The organism is bacterium (assembly GCA_012517375.1).
Classification (GTDB): Bacteria; Hydrothermota; Tepidihabitantia; order B3-TA06; family B3-TA06; genus JAAYVC01.
On record JAAYVC010000071.1, the window covers coordinates 1 to 20,908 of the forward strand.

Annotated in this window: 18 protein-coding genes and 1 other RNA gene; 15 read left to right on the plus strand and 4 right to left on the minus strand. The window is 51.0% G+C overall.

Translation table 11 applies throughout. The features are described from left to right. Positions 1-457 precede the first annotated feature (457 nt). From buk to GX441_07740, 13 genes are all read left to right on the plus strand, one after another. Positions 458-1,549 carry a butyrate kinase gene (buk, locus tag GX441_07680; protein NLI98522.1) on the plus strand — a complete coding sequence of 364 codons (1,092 nt, stop codon included), beginning with the start codon at positions 458-460 and terminating at the stop codon, positions 1,547-1,549. Continuing rightward, positions 1,549-2,475 (plus strand): bifunctional enoyl-CoA hydratase/phosphate acetyltransferase, encoded by a 927-nt coding sequence (locus GX441_07685; protein ID NLI98523.1) that lies wholly within the window; start codon positions 1,549-1,551, stop codon positions 2,473-2,475. Before buk ends, GX441_07685 begins: the two co-directional genes overlap by 1 nt. Positions 2,476-2,616: 141 nt before the next feature. Next, the gene (locus tag GX441_07690) at positions 2,617-3,603 is read left to right on the plus strand and encodes a ketoacyl-ACP synthase III (protein ID NLI98524.1); all 987 of its coding nucleotides are present in this window, start codon (positions 2,617-2,619) and stop codon (positions 3,601-3,603) included. A gap of 198 nt (positions 3,604-3,801) precedes the next feature. After that, positions 3,802-4,359 carry a pyruvate ferredoxin oxidoreductase gene (locus tag GX441_07695; GenBank protein ID NLI98525.1) on the plus strand — a complete coding sequence of 186 codons (558 nt, stop codon included), beginning with the start codon at positions 3,802-3,804 and terminating at the stop codon, positions 4,357-4,359. Between the two features lie 47 nt (positions 4,360-4,406). Next, positions 4,407-4,646 (plus strand): 4Fe-4S binding protein, encoded by a 240-nt coding sequence (locus GX441_07700; protein NLI98526.1) that lies wholly within the window; start codon positions 4,407-4,409, stop codon positions 4,644-4,646. Beyond that, the gene (gene porA / locus GX441_07705; GenBank protein ID NLI98527.1) at positions 4,646-5,800 is read left to right on the plus strand and encodes a pyruvate ferredoxin oxidoreductase; all 1,155 of its coding nucleotides are present in this window, start codon (positions 4,646-4,648) and stop codon (positions 5,798-5,800) included. The genes GX441_07700 and porA overlap by 1 nt, the downstream gene beginning before the upstream one ends. Continuing rightward, positions 5,797-6,699, plus strand: a complete 903-nt coding sequence (locus GX441_07710; GenBank protein NLI98528.1) for a 3-methyl-2-oxobutanoate dehydrogenase subunit beta — start codon at positions 5,797-5,799, stop codon at positions 6,697-6,699. The genes porA and GX441_07710 overlap by 4 nt, the downstream gene beginning before the upstream one ends. A gap of 357 nt (positions 6,700-7,056) precedes the next feature. Further along, positions 7,057-9,051 (plus strand): tetratricopeptide repeat protein, encoded by a 1,995-nt coding sequence (locus GX441_07715; protein ID NLI98529.1) that lies wholly within the window; start codon positions 7,057-7,059, stop codon positions 9,049-9,051. Beyond that, the gene (locus tag GX441_07720) at positions 9,044-9,535 is read left to right on the plus strand and encodes a tetratricopeptide repeat protein (protein ID NLI98530.1); all 492 of its coding nucleotides are present in this window, start codon (positions 9,044-9,046) and stop codon (positions 9,533-9,535) included. Before GX441_07715 ends, GX441_07720 begins: the two co-directional genes overlap by 8 nt. Before the next feature lie 9 nt (positions 9,536-9,544). Then, positions 9,545-10,531 carry a tetratricopeptide repeat protein gene (locus GX441_07725; protein NLI98531.1) on the plus strand — a complete coding sequence of 329 codons (987 nt, stop codon included), beginning with the start codon at positions 9,545-9,547 and terminating at the stop codon, positions 10,529-10,531. Between the two features lie 183 nt (positions 10,532-10,714). Further along, the gene (locus tag GX441_07730; GenBank protein ID NLI98532.1) at positions 10,715-11,158 is read left to right on the plus strand and encodes a hypothetical protein; all 444 of its coding nucleotides are present in this window, start codon (positions 10,715-10,717) and stop codon (positions 11,156-11,158) included. 757 nt (positions 11,159-11,915) lie between these two features. Beyond that, an RNA gene (gene rnpB / locus GX441_07735) (RNase P RNA component class A) lies at positions 11,916-12,339 on the plus strand. A gap of 280 nt (positions 12,340-12,619) precedes the next feature. Beyond that, complete coding sequence (locus tag GX441_07740; GenBank protein ID NLI98533.1) at positions 12,620-13,273, plus strand: hypothetical protein; 654 nt, start codon at positions 12,620-12,622, stop codon at positions 13,271-13,273. 101 nt (positions 13,274-13,374) lie between these two features. On the opposite strand, the gene GX441_07745 is transcribed toward GX441_07740, so the two are convergent. From GX441_07745 to GX441_07760, 4 genes are all read right to left on the minus strand, one after another. Beyond that, a complete protein-coding gene (locus tag GX441_07745; protein ID NLI98534.1) occupies positions 13,375-13,527 on the minus strand; it encodes a hypothetical protein in 153 nt (50 codons plus the stop codon). Positions 13,528-14,317: 790 nt separating this feature from the next. Then, the gene (locus GX441_07750; GenBank protein ID NLI98535.1) at positions 14,318-15,526 is read right to left on the minus strand and encodes a hypothetical protein; all 1,209 of its coding nucleotides are present in this window, start codon (positions 15,524-15,526) and stop codon (positions 14,318-14,320) included. Further along, positions 15,444-16,130, minus strand: coding sequence for a hypothetical protein (locus tag GX441_07755; protein ID NLI98536.1), 687 nt, complete (start codon positions 16,128-16,130; stop codon positions 15,444-15,446). The genes GX441_07750 and GX441_07755 overlap by 83 nt, the downstream gene beginning before the upstream one ends. A gap of 70 nt (positions 16,131-16,200) precedes the next feature. Beyond that, the gene (locus GX441_07760) at positions 16,201-18,438 is read right to left on the minus strand and encodes a PBP1A family penicillin-binding protein (GenBank protein ID NLI98537.1); all 2,238 of its coding nucleotides are present in this window, start codon (positions 18,436-18,438) and stop codon (positions 16,201-16,203) included. A gap of 411 nt (positions 18,439-18,849) precedes the next feature. On the opposite strand from GX441_07760, the gene GX441_07765 reads away from it, so the two are divergent. Together GX441_07765 and GX441_07770 are read left to right on the plus strand one after the other, a co-directional pair. Beyond that, a complete protein-coding gene (locus tag GX441_07765; GenBank protein ID NLI98538.1) occupies positions 18,850-19,233 on the plus strand; it encodes a hypothetical protein in 384 nt (127 codons plus the stop codon). Beyond that, a complete protein-coding gene (locus tag GX441_07770; protein NLI98539.1) occupies positions 19,220-20,803 on the plus strand; it encodes a hypothetical protein in 1,584 nt (527 codons plus the stop codon). The genes GX441_07765 and GX441_07770 overlap by 14 nt, the downstream gene beginning before the upstream one ends. The last annotated feature ends 105 nt before the right edge of the window (positions 20,804-20,908 follow it).

A 20,908-nucleotide genomic window follows, 5' to 3' on the forward strand; every position in this document is an offset into this window, starting at 1 on the left:
CCAGTCGGTATCGGCAATGACGATAGACGTACCCAATGCGAACAGCGCTAAGAATAACGCTGTGTTTACGAGACCTGCGCGTCTCATTTCTTCCTCCGCATAGTTTAATGTTAATAAAATCAGGAACCCTGTCAATCCTGCCTTGCCCTTCTTATGTTATGATTATAGTCAAAAAAAAATACCATGTCAAGTGTTTTTGCGCAAAAAAATCGGATGATGGGTCTCTTAGTCCTGATAAATTCCTTTGCTTCTTCGTACTCAAGCAAGTTATAGATTAAACGTCTAGGGAGTAAAATTACAGGAGCTTCTCAACCTTAAGCGCCCTGCAACCTTTAGCGGCTCGTAAGGGCAGGGTCTTAGGGTCAGGGGTAAGGTGTGTTACGGGTGTTACGGGCGGGGGGGCAGGTTGCTTGACTTTTTCTGCCTAATCCGTATCCTCAGCTTTAAGGAGGAAAACTTGCCAGAATACCGCGTGCTAGCAGTAAATCCAGGCTCTACTTCGACCAAGATAGCCGTATTTGACGGCGCAAAAAAGGTTTTCTCGGTAAATCTCGCGCACCCGGCTGAGGAGATAGCGAAATACCCCAAGATAATCGACCAGTACGACTTCAGGCGCAGGGCCATACTGGAGACGCTCGTAAACCAGGGTATAGCGCCCGAGAGCATCTCGGCCGTGGTGGGCAGGGGCGGGCTCCTCCGCTCCATCCCCGGAGGAACGTACAAGGTCGACGATAAGATGCTTGAGGATCTGCGGGCGGGCGTTCAGGGCGAGCACGCATCGAACCTTGGCGGACTCATCGCTCATTCGATTGCGCAACCTCTTGGAAAGCCGTCGTTTATAGTCGACCCCGTGGTCGTTGACGAACTCGAGCCCCTCGCGCGCTTCACTGGCAGACCGGAGATTAAACGCAGGAGCATATTCCACGCCCTGAACCACAAGGCGATAGCGAGGCGCGCTGCCCAGGACCTTGGCAAGAAATACGAGGATGCAAACCTTATTGTAGCGCATCTTGGCGGAGGAATCTCAATAGCGGCGCACAAGAAGGGAAAGGTCGTCGACGTAAACAACGCCCTTAACGGCGACGGGCCGATAGCGCCCGAGCGCGCCGGCACCCTGCCTGCATGGGACCTAATATGCCTCGTACTCGGTGATAAATACACGAAGGACGACTGGCGCAAGATGCTTGCAGGCAAGGGCGGCGTCATGGCGTATCTCGGAGTCAACGACATGAGGGAGGTCGAAGAGCGCGTGAAAAAAGGCGATGAGAATGCAAAAGAAATCCTCGAAGCGGTGGCTTATACATGCTCGAAGGAGATAGGCGCTCGCGCCGCGATACTGGAGGGAAAGGTCGACGCGGTGGTCTTGACAGGAGGCCTTGCCTATGATAAGCTATTCGTCGAATGGGTTTCGAAGCGTGTCGGATTCATTGCGCCGGTAAAGATTTATCCCGGTGAGGACGAGATGCAGGCTCTGGTCGAGGGCGCGTTAAGAGTTCTTTCTGGCGAGGAGAAGGCTAAAACGTACAGCGACGAGATAAAGGAGACATGATGGCTGTAAAGAAGCTCACCGAGCTTGTAGACAAGGTTAAAAGTCTGCCGAGGATGCGGGTGTCCGTAGCTGCAGGCGAGGACCCTCACACAATAGAGGCAGTCGCGCGCGGCGTCAACGAAGGCATGATCGACGCCACTCTTACCGGTGATGAAGCGAAGATTAAGGAAGTTGCAAAAAAATACAAGATAGATCCTGGGATCTTTCATATAATCCACATAAGCGACAAGACTAAGGCCGCTCAATCAGCTGTCGAAATCGTAAACGCCGGAAAGGCAGATTTTTTAATGAAGGGTCTTGTTGATTCTGCAGTTTATATGAAGGCAATTCTTGACAAGGAGAAGGGGCTTCTTCCGCCCGGCAAAACGCTCTCTCACGTAACCGTTATAGGCGTTCCAACGTATCCGAAGCTTTTGATCACGACCGACGTTGCGGTATTGATTGCGCCCGATCTTTCCCAAAAGATTGAGATGATAGGCTATGCGGTCGATATCGCTCACAGACTGGATATAGAGAAGCCGAAGGTCGCTGTAATAGCCGCTGTAGAAAAGGTCAATCCCAAGATGTGCTGCACTATGGACGCGGCGGTTCTGACCCAGATGAACAGGCGCGGCCAGATAAAGGGCTGCGTAGTAGACGGTCCTCTTGCTATGGATCTTGCAGTGTCCATGGAATCCAAGGAGATAAAAGGCGTGGATAGCGAAGTCGCGGGCGATGCCGATGTTCTCTTATTCCCCGATATCGAAGCGGGGAATGTTTTCTACAAAGCCGTAGCTCATCTGGCGGGCGGACACGTAGCCGCGATAGTGACGGGCGCGAAGGTTCCGTGCATACTGACATCGAGGGGCGACGACGAGGATTCGAAATTCTATTCCATCGCGCTTGCGGCGCTGATGGCTGGAAAACCCGTAACACACCGCCCGTAACGCACGACACGCCCTGACACGCGATCTCGGAGTGTCGAAGACGGGGGGTCCCCAAAGAAATGCTGTGCATTTTTTTGGGGTGAAGAACAATGCATAACGATTCTTTCGGGAGTAAAAGTACTCCCAAGGAGCAAGCTTATTATGAGTTTTTTTAGACGATTCAAGATACTCGGCACGGGGTCTTTTCTGCCCGAAAAGGTTCTGACCAACTTCGATTTGGAGAAAATGGTCGACACCACGGACGAATGGATAAAGACGCGTACAGGAATCGAGAAGCGCCACATTGCTTCGGCTCTTCAGGCGACGTCCGACCTCGTCATGGAAGCAGCGAAAGAGGCTTTAAAGAACGCAGGGCTTGCCGCAGCATCTCTTGGAGCCATAATCGTCGGGACCATCTCTCCCGACACGCTATTCCCATCAACGGCTTGCTGGGTTCAAAAAGGTCTCAACGTTCCAGGAATTCCCGCTTTCGATGTATCCGCGGCATGCTCAGGATTCCTTTACTCGATGGATATCGGGGCATCCATGCTTTCAACAATAGCCAAGCCGATTCTTGTCGCCGGAGCCGACATACTAACCAAGATAACGGACTGGAAGGACCGCTCATCGTGCGTGCTGTTCGGAGACGGCGCAGGCGCAGCAATAATCGCGCCGACGAACGAGGACAGGGGGTTCCTCTCATCCGTATTAGGAGCGGACGGCTCGCTCGGGGACCTTCTCATTCAGCCCGCAGGCGGTTCGCGCATGCCGGCTTCCGAGGAGACTGTTGCAAAGAATCTTCACACCATCCGTATGGAAGGCAATCCGATATTCAAGCATGCCGTTCGCACGATGGGCGACGCTGCGGAGCAAGCCCTCAATGAGGCGGGAGTGACCGCCTCGGACATCACGCTATTTGTGCCCCACCAGGCAAATATAAGGATAATCGAGTCGACATGCAAGCGCACCGGAATACCGATGGAGAAGACGCACGTGACCATCTCGTGGCACGGGAACATGTCTGCCGGAACCGTACCGGTAGCCTTCCACGATGCGGTGTCGAAAGGACTCATAAAAAGAGACGACCTTGTGCTTTTTGCCGCATTCGGAGGCGGCTTTACATGGGCGGCATCGGTGCTGAAGTACTAAGCGAAGTCAAAAGGAATCTTGCAAATGAATCGCTATAAGCGCCAAGACTTTAAGCATCTTGTGCTGCTTATAGGATATTTTTTTCAGGGGATGCGGCCTTTGAGCCGCATTATTTTTACGTAACGATGCTGGTTAATGAGATTATTAATTTTGATTCGAGCGGGCTTCGTCCGCTCAAATCAGTAAAAAGGAGGCCAGATGCTTGAGATACGCTTTCACGGTCGCGGCGGCCAGGGAACCGTTATTGCCTCCAAGGCTCTCGCCTTAGCCGTTGCTAAGGAAGGACGCTTTGTTCAAACATTTCCCGAGTACGGAGTCGAGCGCCGCGGCGCGCCTGTGGTCGCATTTACGCGTATCGATGATCATCCGATATACATACGCTCGAAGATATACGAACCCGACCATCTCGTTGTGCTGGAGCCGACCCTCATATCGGCCATTGACGTCACGGAAGGACTCAAGAAGAACGGCTGGATAATCATCAATACCGATAAAAACCCAAAGGATTTCCCCAAGTTTTCAGGCTTCAGGGTGGCCACTATCGATGCTACCACGATTGCTATAAAGTATGGACTCGGTTCAAAGGCGGCGCCCATTGTTAACACGGCTATTCTGGGCGCATTCGCCAAGATCACCGGTTTCGTCGGTCTGGATGCCGTTCGCGAGGCCGTAAAAGAGCTGTCGCCCGTAAAGCAGGAAGACAACGTCAAAGCCGCCGAGGAAGCCTACCAGACGGCCGAAGCGCCCAAGGAGTGAATATGAGTGAAGAAATCAAATGGGAACGCGAGAGTGACATGCCGCCCATGGCGATGTCCTTAGGCCGTATGACCGTCAACAAGACCGGGTCATGGCGCAACCTGAGACCTGTGGTAGACAAGGAAAAATGCATCAAGTGCGGAATCTGCTGGAAGTTCTGCCCCGATGTTTCCATAGAGATTGACGCGGAAGACTACCCGCTTGTCGTTTTGGATTTCTGCAAGGGATGCGGCATCTGCGCGGTGGAGTGTCCGAAGGACGCCATCGCAATGGTGAAGGAGGACTGATGCAGAAAGTCATAATGGGCAACCACGCCCTCTCATGGGGCGCCCTCCTCTCCAGAGCGGAGGTAATAGCCGCATACCCGATAACGCCTCAGACCGAGGTCGTAGAACTCCTCTCGAACATGTGCGCGGACGGAGACCTTAAGGCGCAGTTCATAAAGGTCGAAAGCGAGCATTCGGCTATGGCCGCTTCCATCGGCGCATCTGCGGCAGGCGCCAGAACCTTCACCGCCACCTCTGCTCAGGGCTTGGCGCTCATGCACGAAGTCCTTCACTGGGCAACGGGCGCGCGGCTGCCTATAGTCATGGGAAACATCAACCGCGCCATGGCGCCGCCCTGGACCATCTGGACGGAGCAGACTGACTCGATCTCGGAGCGCGACACGGGCTGGCTTCAGATATATACCTCCTCCATACAGGAGGTCCTCGACTCCGTGATACAGGCCTACAAGGTCGCGGAAAAGATTTACCTGCCCGTTATGGTCGTTCTTGATAGCTTCGTTCTTTCCCACACCAACGAGAACTGCGAAATCCCCGACCAGGCAAAAGTGGACGCCTATCTTCCCAGGTTCACGAACGAGTACCGGCTGAATGTGGATAAGCCCTCCGCCTACGGCGGACTCACAGGCCCTGACTGGTACTACGAGCTTCGCTACAAGATCCAGAAGGCCCAAGAACAGGCGCTTGGTCTCATAGAGGAAACCGGCAAGGAGTTTAGAGAAATCTTCGGCCGCGAATACGGTCTTGTTGAAACCTACAAACTGGACGACGCCGATACCGTGCTTGTTACATCCGCCTCCATTGCCTCAACAGCCAGACCGGTGATAGATAAGCTTCGCGAGGAAGGCCACAAGGTCGGGCTGCTTCGAATCCGCGTGTTCAGACCCTTCCCCTCCGAGCTTCTCCGAAAGCTTCTCGGAGGACGCAAGAAGCTTTTAGTGATAGACCGCAACATAAGCTTCGGTATGTCGGGAGCTTTCTACTCAGAAACCAAGGCCGCGCTATACAACGTCAAGTCGAGACCTCCCATGTGGGGCTACATTGCAGGTCTCGGCGGCCGCGACGTGCCAATGGATACAATAAAGGAGATGATTCTTACGACTATAAAGGAGGATCATCCTTCCCAGGATATCGTCTGGATAGGAGCGAAGATATGAAGTACACTATTCCAGAACGCGAGATAATGTGCTCGGGCCACAAGGCCTGCCAGGGCTGCGGGGCGACCATCGCAATGCGTTATGCGCTTAAGGCGCTCGGCCCGAGGACCATCCTTGCCATTCCTGCCTGCTGCTGGGCAGTCATTGACGGGCCGTTCCCATACTCTGCCGCAGGAGTGCCTTTATTCCACTGCGCGTTCGAGACCGCCGCGGTAACCGCATCCGGAATACGTGCAGGGCTTGACGCCAGAGGCGAAAAGGACGTAAACGTCGTGGCGTGGGCAGGCGACGGCGGAACGTTCGACATCGGCATACAGGCGCTTTCCGGCACAGTGGAGCGCAACGACAACATAATCTACTTCTGCTACGATAACGAAGCTTACATGAACACGGGCGTCCAGCGCTCCTCTTCCACCCCCTGGGGCGCCGTAACCTCTACCACGCCCGCCCGGCACTTCAAGCAGGAGCGCAAGAAGGACATGATGGCAATAATGGCCGCTCACGGGATACCCTACACCGCATCGGCGTCAATAGCTTATCCCGAGGACTTCATCAAGAAGATAGAGAAGGCTATGTCCATCCAGGGTTCAAAGTTCATTCACGTACTCGCAACTTGCCCGCCGGGATGGCGCGCTTCGCCCGATATCTCCGTCCAGCTTGCAAGACTTGCTGTTCAGACGCACGTTTTTCCGCTTTACGAAATATACGAAGGCAAATACTACAAGCTTTCGATGGACCCCCAAAAGAAGCCGATAACGGATTACATGAAGCCGCAGGGCCGTTTCCGCCATCTTACGGAAGACCAGGTCAAAGAGATGGACCGCCAGATTGACGAGCGCTACGCATGGCTGAAGGAGCTTGCCGAACGCTCGAGGCCCTGGTTTGAGAACAAAAAGTAACCTAAACTCACGATTTTTTTTAAGGGCGGCGAAGCCGCCCTTGTTTTGTTTATACGATGGAAATAATTCAGTTCTAAGTTGTCTTGAAATCGATTCTTATGTCCTTAAGTTGAATATGACTTAATCGCATTTTTGCAGCTTGACAACCAATCATCCGAAGCTATACTGATATTACTGAGAGTATTATTTTAAGAAAGCGGATTTTTAAAGGGCAATTTATTCAACAGGAGGATTCTGAGATAGTGGTAGGAGAATATCTTAACAGGCGTACAAGCATACTTTCAGTATATTGTTATCCATTGTTAAAAATTACAGGAGAAGGAAACCGGGATTCAGCTTTGCAGGGAGGTCGAAACAGTGCAGATTAATATGCCGGATAAACGGGTCGATGCGCTTGAGAAGAAGCTCGCAGCGCTTATAGAAAAGGCCGAAGAGACGGAGGAGACGGTTGAGATACTGAACGAGCTCGCTTTCAGCTGCTACTCGAACGACCTCGAGAGGACAAGGGAATACTCGGCAAGGGCTATTGAACTTGCCGAGAAGCTGGAGTATCCCATGGGGCAGGCAAAAGGTCACAGAACTATGGGCATATACTACTGGCTTAAGGGCGATTTTGAAAAGGCGCTTGAATGTTCCCTGAAGGCATTGGAGATATCGGAAGAGATGGGCGACGAGAACTGCCAGGCGGCAAGCTTCAACAATATGGGGCTTATATACATGAACCTCTCCAAGCCGGATCTTGCCCGCTCCAATCACATGAAAGCGGCGGATATATTCGAAAAAGTCGGCAATAGAGAGTCCCAGGGCAAGGCGCTGACCAACATAGGCGTCATCTGCGAGGCTCAGGGTGATTATAACGAAGCGCTCAAATATCTCTTAAAAAGCCTTGAACTTTACGAGGAGCTCGGCATCGAGAAAGATCTTTCCGGATGCCACTCCTACATAGGCAACTGCTACAGGGGTTTGGGAGAATACGAAAGGGCGCTCGAGCACTACCACATCGCTCTAGAGAATGCTGAAAAAAACGCAAGCAAGCTGGATACCGCAATCGCATACAAGGGAATGGGCGCGCTTTACACCAGGACGGCTGAATACGATAAGGCAGATGAGTATCTGAAGAAGGGGCTGGAACTTGCAGAGGAGATGAAGTCGAGCCATCAGGAACTCTCGATATTTCGCTTTCTGGTAGAACTTTACGAGGCAAGAAAGGATTTCCAGAACGCACTTCTTTTTTATAAAGAGATACACGAACTCGAATCGAAGATATTCTCGGAGGAAAATAAAAGGAAGATAGAGAATCTGGAGATTAAATACGAAACCGAGCAGAAGGAGAAGGAATCCCAGCTTTACAAGCTGAAGAGCGAGGAGCTTGAGCGCATGGTAGCTGAACGCACAGCCGAACTGGAAAAGGAGCTGGCTGAACGCAAGCGCGCCGAAAAGGTTCAGTCAGTTCTTTTCAACATCTCCCAGTCCTTGAGCACAAGGGATTCGCTCCATGAACTCTTTGCTGCCATCCATGCCGAGCTGAGCAAGATTCTGGAAGCCGCTAATTTCTATGTGGCTCTTTACGACGAAGCGAGCGATACGTACACGTTTCCATATGAGGTTGACGAAAAGGATATTGTCGAAGACTATACCCCGCAGCAGCTCAAGAAGTCGCTCACGGACTACGTCCGCAGGCAGGCCGAACCTCTTCTCGTCGACGAGGAGCTCCACCGTTTCCTGACAGAGCAGGGGATTGTCGAGACTGTCGGCAATCTTTCGAAGATGTGGATGGGTGTTCCATTGAAGATAGGCGGAAAAGTTATAGGAGTAGTGGTACTTCAGACTTACAAAGACGAGGTAAAATACACCTTCGACGATTTGGATATCTTTAATTTCGTAGCGGAAGCTATCTCTCTTGGCGTAGGCAGGAGAAAAGCCGAGGAGGACTTAAAGGAAAAACTCTCCGTCATTGAAAACCAACAGGGTGCGATTCTCGAGCTCTCCACGCCGGTCATAAAGATATGGGAGGGAGTGCTGGTCATCCCTTTAATAGGCGTTCTGGACTCCAGACGCGCAGAGCATCTCGCGGAGGAACTTCTTGCCGCTATCACCGCCACCCAGTCCAGGATAGCCATTATCGACATCACTGGAGTGTCGACAGTCGATTCCTCAATAGCTAACCATCTAATAAAGACGGTGGAATCAGTGAGGCTTCTCGGCGCTGGCTGTGTAGTCACTGGCATCCGGCCTGAGGTTGCGCAGTCCATCATCTATCTCGGTATTGATATAGGCCGGCTCGAAACACGTTCGACTCTAGCCGAAGGGTTGAAATGGGCGTTCAGCGTTATCGGAGGTTCAGGTGCCTGAGGCGTCGGATAAAATAAAAGAGCTGGAGAAGAATCTTCAAAAGCTGCAGAAGGAAGGGGATAATGGAATTCAAACGATAAGAGCCCTCAACGACTTGTCTTATGCTCTTACCGGGATTGATCCTGTCAAGGCGTTCGATTACGCAATGCAAGCCCTTGAACTCTCCAGGCGCATCGATCACAAGGAAGGGCAGGCAGGGAGCTTTATAAACATGGGTATTTCGCACTTCATCCGCGGGAATTTCGACCAAGCCATGGATTTATACATCGAATCCCTGAAGATCAATGAAGAGATTGGAAGCAAGGTAGGCATGGGCAATTCAAACAACAATATCGGTCTTGTGTATCTGCATACAGGCGAATATGAAAAGGCGCTGGAGTATTTGTATAAATCACTGGAGTATTACAAAGAGGGGAGCGAGAAGTATAAAATCGCCATCACCTACAATAATCTCGGAGTGACCTTAAAGAATCTGGAAAGATAAGATGAGGCAATGGAGTATAACCTCAAGGCTCTTGAAATCTATGAAAACATCGAGCAGAAACACGGAATCGCCATGGTCTACAACAATCTTGGATTCATTCATTCCGTTCGCAAGGAATATGAAAAAGCCCTTGAGTACCACCGGAAGGGAATTGAAGCAGCCACAAAGGCAGGAAACAAAAACTGGATGGCCGGCTGCTATCTTAGTGCAGGCAGTGTATACGTTGAGATGGGCAAGCACGAAAATGCACTTGAGTATCTGAGCAAAGGATTGAGCTTGGCAAAGGATTGCCAGGCCAGCGAAGCGGAGCTTGCGGTTTACGCGCAACTGACTCAGCTGTATGAGAGCATGAGGGACTACAGAAAAGCTCTTGAATACGCGAAGAAACAAAGCGAGCTCAGATCAAAGATATTCAATGAGGAGAATGAGGAGAAGATTTCCAGGCTCAAGCTGAAACATGAAAGCGACAAGAAGGAGCGGGAGGCCCAGATATACCGCCTCAAGAACGAGGAGCTAGAGAAGATGGTTTCTGATAGAACAGCCGAACTGGAAAAGGAGCTGGCAGACCGCAGGCGCATCGAGGAGGAGCTAAATGACAAGCTTGCGCTCATCGAGCGGCAGCGTTCGGCGATAGTGGAGCTATCGACGCCTGTCATACAGATCTGGGATGGAGTGCTGGTCATCCCCTTGATAGGCGTTCTGGACACCAGACGCGCAGAGCATCTCGCGGAGGAACTCCTTGCCGCTATCACCGCCACCCAGTCCAGGATAGCGATAATCGACATCACTGGAGTGTCGACAGTCGATTCCTCAATAGCCAACCATCTATTAAAGACGGTGGAATCCGTTAAGCTTCTCGGCGCCGACTGCCTAGTCACTGGCATTCGTCCCGAGGTTGCGCAGGCAATCATCCATCTTGGTATAGACATCTCGGGGCTTGAAACGCGCTCGACGCTTGCCCAGGGGCTTAAGCGGGCGTTCGCGAAGCTCAAGTAAAAGAATTCATTAGTTGCTGATGCAGTTTCGTCAGGCGGTCGCATTTGATCAACAAGGCAGAGCCTTGACTTCTTAAAAAAAGCTGAACCTATTGACAAGCCCCTTTTTTTTGCAATAATTCAATCAGCAGCATAAAAGCGGAGCGCTTCGTCTATAGTTAGCAATAAAACCAGGAGGCTAAAGATGAATAAGCGTTTTTCAGCGCTTAAAAGACTGCTCTTCCTCGCAGGTGCAGTCAGCCTTGGCATTATGATTCCGGCATCTGGGTGCAACGATCAGTATTATAGAGGAAAGGAGATTGATGTTATCATGAAAAATGACTGCATGGATCCTTTCCATTACACAACCGAGTGGGGTAAAGATAAGTTAGAAGTGGGTTATCAAGTTCAGGTTAAAACGTTCATCGAATGTCAAGTGCCTGATGAAGTGCAAACCTATACCATAACCTTCACTAGAGAAGACATCACCCTCGGTGTGCTGACAATTTCCACCAAACAGCCTGCTGCGGATCATGGAAGAGCCGTGATTACGATGAGCGAACCATCATACTTTCACCTTACGGCAACGGTAACCGAAGGCGGCGAGTTTATAACCGCCTCGTACGAAGACAAAGTTCAGAGCCAGTAAGTCGGGTTTCATCCCTGTCATTGAAGCAGGGATCCAATCGCCGGACGCCGCTAATCTGCTTGCGGAATCAATGTCCTTAACTATCCCGCTTGCAGCTCTCAGACTGACTTCATGCCGTTGATTCCTAGAAGTTATACTGCCGGCGCCGTGATTGGGTCGCTAAGTTAAGCGAAACTTACACTGTCAATATCGCATACTGTATTGAAGCCTATGACAAGCTACTTTGCCCCCGAATGGGCCTGTCTCGATGGCGTCTGCTGATTTAAGTTTTTCCAGTCCGGTGCGCTTGATTCGCACAGCAAAGGAAGTTCAAAAGTGAAGCGTACAGAAGTCATTAAGAGATTATTAAAAACGAAAAGAGGAGCGCTCGAGCGTTCCTCTTTTTCTAACCTAGGGGATTGCACATATGACGATTGCAATTTCAGTGAAGGCGGCCCCTCCTGTAAGGCCGCCTTCAAGCTAAGGCTTGGAGAATACACCACTCAAAGTACCTTAGTCTTGGCGATTGGCTCCCAGCTGCCAATCTCTCCAAGCTGCCCTCCAAATTGTCATCTTTATATAAAGCAAAGATTGTGCCAGGTTCCTACTGATTCGTAAGTTAAATCAGTTTGTAAGATGTTAAAAGTGTAATCAATTATTATTTTGTTTTTTTGTATTAAACTGCAACAAGGTGTACTGAAAAGCTACAGTTCCAATGATTATAGTCCTTCTCGCACAGGTCTTGACACCTTGTTCTAAGGACTTACAATATCCATGTCAGGTGGGCCGGGCGTTCGCTGCGTCGATTATGACGTAGAGGAAAGTCCGAACTCCACAGGGCAGGGTGCCGGTTAACTGCCGGAAGGAGCAATCCTTGAAAAGTGCCACAGAGAACAGACCGCCCAAGTGTCCGTCAAACCGGGCACCGGCAAGGGTGAAACGGCGCGGTAAGAGCGCACCGCCCTTCCGGTAACGGAAGGGGCACGGCAAACTCCACTCGGAGCAAGGCCAAGCAGCAGGCATGGATTGCCCGTCCGACGGTTGCTCCGTCTTCGTGAATAATCGTTTAAACCACGATTATTCTAAACGATTGAGGAGCAATCGTCAGCCTGCGGGTAGGCTGCAGGAGGCCCGCGGCAACGCGCTGGCCCTAGATAAATGAACGCACTCGACAGAATTCGGCTTACAGGCCCACCTGAATAAATCCCCAGAGTTTTGCATACGCAAAACTCCGGGGACCCTCTGTAACACCTTTAACACACCACTCTCTTGAAAATCCACAGGAGAGGGTAAGAGGGATGGGTCCCCAAGAAGTATGGATGGTATTTATTCATTGCTCCAAGAGTCATTATTTTTAAGACTATCCATATTCGAACTTGCCAAGGTGAACGGAGTATTTACTCGTAATTTCGTCCACGGGAAGCCGCGACGTAAAGGCTCTGCTTGCGTTGACAAGATGAATGCAGGACCTATAATCCCCTCATGGGTGTAATATATATATCAATCCTACTGGGAGGTTTTGCCCAGGATAACGTTGGAGCGCTTCTTGCGACCGATAACGTCTCTTCCAGTCTAATGCAGAATAACGGCTTTTCAGTGTCGGCAAGCGGAATACTCATCTCGAATCCTTACGGAGGCATAGTTTTCGTTGCTGAGCCGCGCTTCGCCGTAAGGCTTTCCAGTCTCTCCCTTTCTCTAGGCTATCTCTTCTCGCCGTCGAATCTTAACGGTATACCCTTATCCCTTTCTGCCTCGTGGGTGTTCAGACCCCTTGAGCGGTTTTGCGTAAGGCCCCGGGTGTCCGTTCTCGGTCCATCAGTCTTCTTTCCCGAAGACATCTATTCGACTTACAGGCTCAATCTCACTGGAGCCGCAGGCGTGGACGCCGTGTATGACCCGTTCAAGGGCGCTGTGGTAAGACCTGTGGGTTCGCTCGGCGCGACGGCAGGATATGCATGGGGGGCCATCTACTCCAGCGCGACCGATCACGAGGAGCCTCTTGATGGATTCGGCTATGCAGGTTCGGCGACGCTTGGCCTTGTCTATTCCGCAAGCAGGATGAGCGCCAGCCTTGAAGCCAGAGCGAGTTACGGAGGAAGATTTATTCCGCAGGTGACCGTTTCAATTCTATGGTAAACACTATTCTCCACCTCGGATTCTCGGCCCGTGATGCATGAGACGGATTTCAATCATGCAAGAGTATCCTAGAGGCTCCAGGTGATTACTGAAACCTCCCGCTATCTGTACTCTCCCGAGTTGCAGGTTTCCAGGCCATGCTTATTCGCTCCCTCCTTTCCTTCTGCAAAACGGTGTTTTGCGCACGCGGCATCCGGCCGCTCGCTCCCCTTGGCTTTGATGCAGGCGGTAACGATAGGGATGCCGTTTCTCAAGTTAGGGGTAGGGTCAAGACCCGTGGCAATGGGAGAGGCGCACCTATGACCTCAGTAGTAATGAACCTCTCCTTGGCTTTGATGCAGGCGGTAACGATAGGGATGCCGTTTCTCAAGTTAGGGGTAGGGTCAAGACCCGTGGCAATGGGAGAGGCGTTTACCGCCATCTCCGACGACGCAAACGCCATGTTCTGGAATCCTGCAGGCATGGGCATGATGAAGAGCTTTGAGCTTTCCGGCATGATAATGAATCTTTACGATAACGTTGTTTACGGAAGCGGCGCACTCGTCTTCCCTGTGGTGCGCAAGGGCTCTATATCAGCCGGGCTTGCCGGAGCTTACCTTTCTGCGACCGACACATTAAGGGATGAGAACGGCGTAAGTCAAGGCGCCTTTACGGTATGGGACGCGCTGGGCTCGGTCGGGGCAGGGTGGCAGGTAAAAAGCTATCTTTCGCTTGGCGCAACCGGCAAGTTTGTGGCGTCAAAGATACACACCTATCGCGCCTACTCCATTCTTGGAGATTTCGGCGTGAAGGTCAACCCAACTAAGTACCTTTATTTCGGTTTGAAGCTTGAGAATCTCGGGACACCCAGAAGTTTCATCTCCGATCTCGAGTTTCCTCCCACTACAGCGAGAGGAGGACTGGCCATGATTTTTCCCTTCAATAAAAGCCACCTGATACTCTCCTCCGATCTTATCTGGCCTATCGATGCGGCGCCGAGTCTTGCCATAGGCGGAGAGCTCAAGATTTACATAAAGCCCGAGCAGCTGGCAGGTTCATCAGGAATCAGCCTTCGCGCCGGCTACCGTTCCGGATACCATCTAGGAACTTGGGGAGGAACCAGTTTCGGCCTGGGATATGAATACGAATTGACTCCGTTAGTTCATATATCGGTGGATGCTGTATACTTTTCGTACGGTTTTCTTGGGAACTCGGACAGGCTATCTCTCGGAGTGAACTTCCGCCCCAGCTGAGCGCCTCGAATGCCGGAAGGTAGTCGCCCGAGGCGTTCCAGATGAAGAATCCGTCGGCTCCTGCGCCGAGAGAACCCAGTATCTGATTGTGGATGTAGTCGGGTCCGTAGCCGGGAGCCTTCCACGAAAAACCCTGGACGTAAGTCACCACTCGCGCACTGGAGCTTCCCAGTAGCTTGTATGCAGAACTGACGCTTTCGTAGTAGACCCAGAACTCCCTTACAGGCAGACCCCTGAAGTCCGAATCCGCGAAATGGGATGGGTAGAGCATGGGGCAGATATAGTCTACGTTTGGACCTATTCGCGATAGTTCCTGGCCCTCGCGCTTCAAAGTTCTCCATGCCGCATACCCGAATACGTCAACAGACAAGGGCGCGGAAACCTGCGACCGCATGCGCTTGAGGAACCCTTCGATGGCTTGCTCCTTTATCCTGCCTTTTGAGCCGTAGAAGACGCAGCTTGAGATGTCGCCGTCCGTAGGAAAGCGGACGTAGTCGAGCTGTATCTCGTCGAAGCCCAAATCCTCTAGCTCTTTAGCGATTGAGGCGAGGTAGTCCCACACCGACTCGTCGTAGGGGTTCATCCAGTGAGCGCCGCCTTCATCCTGCCAGAGACCGCCTCCTTGCCTTGCCACGCCGAATGCGGAGTAGTTCGAGGCAATATCGTCCTTGAAGCACACGAGTCTTGCTATCACGCGGATATTGTGCTCGTGCAGCCGTTTTAAGAGGGTGTCCACGTTTATTATGGGTCTAACCGCGCCTATGGAGAGTGCTATATCGTTTTTAGAAGGATAACGCAGCGCACCGAAGTCGTCCTTCATATCGATGACTACGGAGTTGAGGTCGCCCCTGTCTGCCGACTCTTCTATCTTTTTTATGAGCCATTCCCGGCAGGCGGACGACGGCGAAAGGTAGATTCCTCTTATATATTCCCTTGCTTCAAGCGAGCGGGCAGCCGCCGCAAGAAGCAGCGCTGCGGCAATAGTTTTTGCCGAGACGGACAATAAGCGCGTGATATTCATTGTAGATTTCGCTCCTCTCCGGTATGTTTTTTTCAAATAGCAGCCTTATCTCATCGTAACCTGCACGCTCGCCTATCATCCCGTGGCGGCCCAGCATTCTTCTCGTATACGCATCAACAACGAACAAAGGCACATTGAAGCCGTAAAGAAGGATTGAGTCCACCGTTTCATGCCCAAGTCCTTTTATTCCCAAAAACCTTTCCCGCCACAAAAGCTTCTGGGACGGTTCTATCAACAACGGCGTCTTTGCGAAGTTCTCAATAAGAAACTTGCAAAGACTCTTCAGTCTCAGGGTTTTCTGTCTGTAGTAGCCCGAGGGTCTTATGAGCTCTTCAAGCCGGCGCTGAGGCATATCGACTATTTTTTTTGAAGACTCAAGCGGCTCTTCAAGCAAGCCATTGGATTTTAGATTTTCTACTGCAAGAGCGGCGTTGCGCCAGCTCGTAGCCTGCGCGAGGAGCGCGCCGATAATGATCTCAAGCTGACTCTCGCCGGGCCACCAGCCCTGAGGTCCCCAGAATGAAAAGAGCTTTTCATAAACATTGTAAATATCCAGTCTGGGTTTTACCGCCTTTTCTTTGATGAGACCTGTTCCAGGCGTCACAAAACCTCATATCCTCGCGCGATTTTTGCGCCTGTTGATGCGTGGCAAGTGCGTCATCCTCGAAAAGAAATTAATAACCCGAAGTATCCGCTATCGTCAGGCTCATCAAGCGCCTGTCGAGGACGTAGAACTCCTCGCGCGAACCTCCCCTTAGCTTCTCCAGCCTGTGGTACTGGCATTGGGTGGTGGGTTCGGTGCCCTCGAGGAAGTACTCCATGCGCGTCTCGTTAGACGGGCAGTCGGGCGATACCAGCTGTCCGGTCAGATTGCATATGGGTCTCGAGATAATGCCCTTTGGAACCTGGAAGTTCGATTCCGGCATGCTGTCGGTCGCCGCCTTCATGAAATTGGCCCATATAGGAGCTGCGCAGGAACCGCCTCCCGCTCCGCGGTAGATAGGCTGCTTCTTGTCGAATCCGACCCATACCGCGCAAGATATATCGGGCGTGAATCCTACGAACCAGGCGTCGGTGTACTCATCGGTTGTTCCTGTCTTTCCAGCCGCCACTCTCGAAAAGCCCATGCTTCTTATTATCCTCGCAGTGCCTGCATTGATGACGCTCTGCATCATCGTGCACATGAGGAAACATGTTTGAGGGGAGAGCACCTCTTCACCCTCCTGAGGAAACCATTCCTCTATGACTTTTCCGTCTCTTGCAACGATTCGCGTTATGAATACGGGTTCTACCCTCCTTCCCTGGTTGGCAAGGGTGGCAAAGGCGGTAGCCATCTCTATAGGCGAGACCTCGACCGCACCCAGGCTTATAGAAAGAACCGGCTTTAAGGGCGACTGGATACCCATCTTGTGCGCGTAATCCACTACAACCTCAGGCCCGACATAGCGGGTTAACCGGACTGATATAAGGTTTCTGGACTGGGCAAGAGCTTCGCGCAGAGTCATAGGCCCGAAGAACTGTCTGTCCCAGTTAGCAGGAGCGTAGAGAGAGCGTCCCATGCGTACCATAACGGGTGCGTCGAACTCAACGTCGCCCGGAGTGAAGCCGTTGTCTATCGCCGCCGTGTAGACGAAAACCTTGAAGGAGGAGCCGGGCTGTCGCTTTGCCTGCACCGCGCGGTCAAAGGAGCTCTGCTTGTAATCCCTGCCGCCAACGAGCGCGAGCACTTCGCCCGTGTGGGTGTTGAGCGCAACGAGCGCTGCCTGGAGATACTTCGGCGCAGGCGTATTGTCAGTGAAGGTTACCGTATCGTAATCGGCCTTAAGAACCTTCAGCTCCTTCTCGTGCTCTATCTTTAGGATCTGGTCCTCGACGGCATTATTGGCAGCACGCTGCATATCCAGGTCAAGAGTCGTATAAATGTAGCATCCCTCCCTGTATATGAAATCGGCTCCGTACTTGCGCTCAAGGTATCTGCGGATCTCCTCCACGAAATAGGGAGCTTCGGCGGGCGGAACCTTGCGCGGAGCAAGCTCAATCTTGAAGGCGAGCGCCTCGTCTCGTTCCTCCTTGGTTATCTCCTTCTCCTCGTAAAGCGCGTTGATGAACTTGTCGCGGCGCTTCCTTACGAGTTCAGGATTATCATAGGGCAGGTGATATGCTCCGCCTTTGGGAAGAGCTGCAAGAAAGCAGAGCTCGGCCGTGTTGAGTTCGTTCAAATGCTTGTCAAAGTAGCGCTCTGCAGCTGCCTCGACGCCGTATGAACCGTGCCCGAAGTTCACCTGGTTGAGGTACATCTCTAGTATCTCGTCCTTGGAATACATCTTCTCGAGCTTTATAGCGAGAACGGCCTCCTTGACCTTTCGCATTATCGAAGATTCAAAGTTCAGGAACATATTGCGTGCGAGCTGCTGGGTAATTGAGCTAGCTCCCTCCACCACCCTCATGTAAAGCAAGTTCTTTACAAATGCGCGCATTATATCGTAGGTGCTCAAACCCCAATGGTGATAGAATCGCGGGTCCTCCACTGCGACGAATGCCTTCACGAGTTTCGGAGGCATGCTGTCTAAGGGAATGGGGTCCCGGCGCTCCTCGAAGAATTCGAATATGAGCTTTTCGTTGCGGTCGAAGACCTTTGATGTTACAGCCGGCTTGTATGCCTGCAAGGACTCAGGGTCGGGCAGGTCCTTCTCGGCGACCATGATGAGGATTAAAGCTATCCCTCCCAGAAAGGCGTAGAAGAACGCCGGTATCACGATGCCGTAAGTTATCCAATCTTTTTTAGTTATGCGCTTTGTCATCCGCTTGACCTTATCGCCAAGACCCTTCAGATCGCTCGCAATTCCGCCTTTTTTGGGTTCAATCCTGGGCGGCGGCTCAACTGAAGGCAGGTGATTACTGTTATCGTTCATAAATCTCCATCCGTCTTGTTAGACGTACTCATGACTAAATCGTTAACCTCGCTGTACTAAGTATTTCGATACTATCTAAGTCTATCCGAGAGTGGGGGAAATGTCAAGGTTTGGTGCTTTCTCAATGAGAATTTGCCCCCCTTATTAAGGGGGGGCTGGGGCTGCCGATCGGACCGAAGATATGCGATAGTTAATACTTATATGTTATGTGATACTTTTAACAGCGTAAAAACTGAATTAGATATTAATCCTCTTGACAAGAAAAAAAAAAATGACTAAAATTCGGGGGAAGGGCGTCGAGTCCCTGAGGAGCGAGCAATGAGCAGGAAGGTGCAAGGGCAGAGGGACGCCCGGAAAAAACGCACTAACTGCACAAAGTGCAGCTCCTGAATGTAAGGAGGATAAGATAAAGTGAAGAGAATAATAACGCTCGCGGCAATAATAATGGCGGTAATACCGGTAGCAGCATCGGCAAAAATAACTATCGGTGGAGGATGCACCCCTAAAACAATATACGTCAAAGGCCATCTTATAGATTTAGGCGATGGATGGTTCACTATCGAGTGCGACGGAACAGGTAGCATCAACTGCATAATTGATCTGTACTCGTCTCCATGCGAAACCCCAGTTCAGGAATACGACGGATATGCCGGAGAGGACGCCAACTACTATTACTTCAACGTGATTCAAACTACTATGACAGACTACCGGAACAATGAAAGCGGAACAATAGTGATGAGTTGGAATAAAGCCCAGCTTGATGCCGCTTTAGAGGATTATTGTGAGAGTCAATAAAGGCTTAAAAATCGCCAAGGGTTGGCTTATGCCAACCCTTGGCCTTGTGCTTCTGCTAATATCGGGCGACGCTCGACAGGTTTATGCAAAATCTATCTCGCTTGAGAAAATACAGGAGCTTTACGTGAGGGGTTTCTATTATCCAACAGGCACTATATACCAGGGCATTACAACATGGACAGAAACACCCATTGGGTACGTTCTTCGCACGCCTGCAAGGCTTTATTTCTATTCCCGTTCCCTTGATTTGATTCGTAGCGTAAGGATGGGCGAGGACGACCCCTATGGCGCAGTCTGCGCGACGCTTGTTGCCGAAAGCTTGCTTTACGTTCTTCAAGCCCAACGTATTTCAATTTTTGACATCCAGGGAAAAATTTCAAGAGAGTTGCTATACCCGCCGGATATGATGAGGGGCACAAGCCTTGCCGTCTTAGGTAATCGGATAGGGGTTGCAGGACACTACTACAGCATTTCAACTGATAAACCAGTTCCAAGGCTCTGCATATACGATACCGCACTTGAACGCGAGCCTTTCTTTTATGATGATTTCTACCCCGATTCAACGCTTTCTCATCTTTCGCGATTGAAGAACAAGATTATCCCGAGCGTCATGTGCGCTAAGTCAGGCGACTATATCGCGTTAGTCAGCACCTTCGGACCAGAGATCTTTCTTTTTACGCCCGACGGGAAGGTTCAAGCCGTAATAGTAGAGACTTCTTCTTCATACAAAGGGGCGTTCGAAACCCATCCCGATTCAATGTGGGATTATGTGAATCCCTACTACGGAATCGCAGTCCTTGATGATAGCCTTTTGGCAGTTCCGAGAAAAACAAGATTCATGCCCTATTATCTGGATATTTATAACTTAAAGGCGAGGAAGTTTGTCGAAAGAATAGAGTGCAATACTCCCATTATCGGGGCGTCCTCGGGGAAGCTTTTCTTTGCAGATTCCTTGACTGAAGATTATGCCAGGATATCGGTGTATAAGATTATTTCCGCCGGTTCCGTAAATTCCACTCCTGACTCTTTTAAGGACGTCTCTGTATGCAAAAAATGCGGTCAGCCGATAGGCAAGTATGAATATGTTAAGAGTTCTGACAACATCAAGACTATTGATGCCGGAAGACAAAGAACAGCATTGGTTCTTCCCTTTTCTTCCTTCGACCCCGACAGCTTAAGGAATTTTTGCTCTAAAACGAAAAAAAACATGTTTGTATTTGCGGCGCCCGACGTAATGGGTGGCGTTTTGATAGATACCATTTCAAGGTCTATCAGGGGAAGGCAGGATTGGCATTTGATAACCGTCGTATGTTCTTCTGAACCCGAGAAATTGGGACTCTACGTATCTGGTTTATATGGCGATATATTGATTAACAAAAACGCAGCGATACCTGATTCAACAATGGCTCTTTCCGATATGGGGCTGCCTCCTATGGCTATAGCGTTCAGCAAAGGCGGTAAGGAGTTCATCGCCGGTTACTCGTTAACGCCCAATTATGATAAAGAGAAAAAGGAATACTCGGGACTGACCTATGCCGAATTTCTCCAAAGGTGCGGAATAACAGAGTAGGGAAATAATTATTGTTAAAGGAGCGCTCACGCGCTCCTTTTTTTCGGGGTGTGCTGCAGGCTCGTCCTTCTTTTTCAGCATATTCTATTGTTTGCCAGCTTAAGA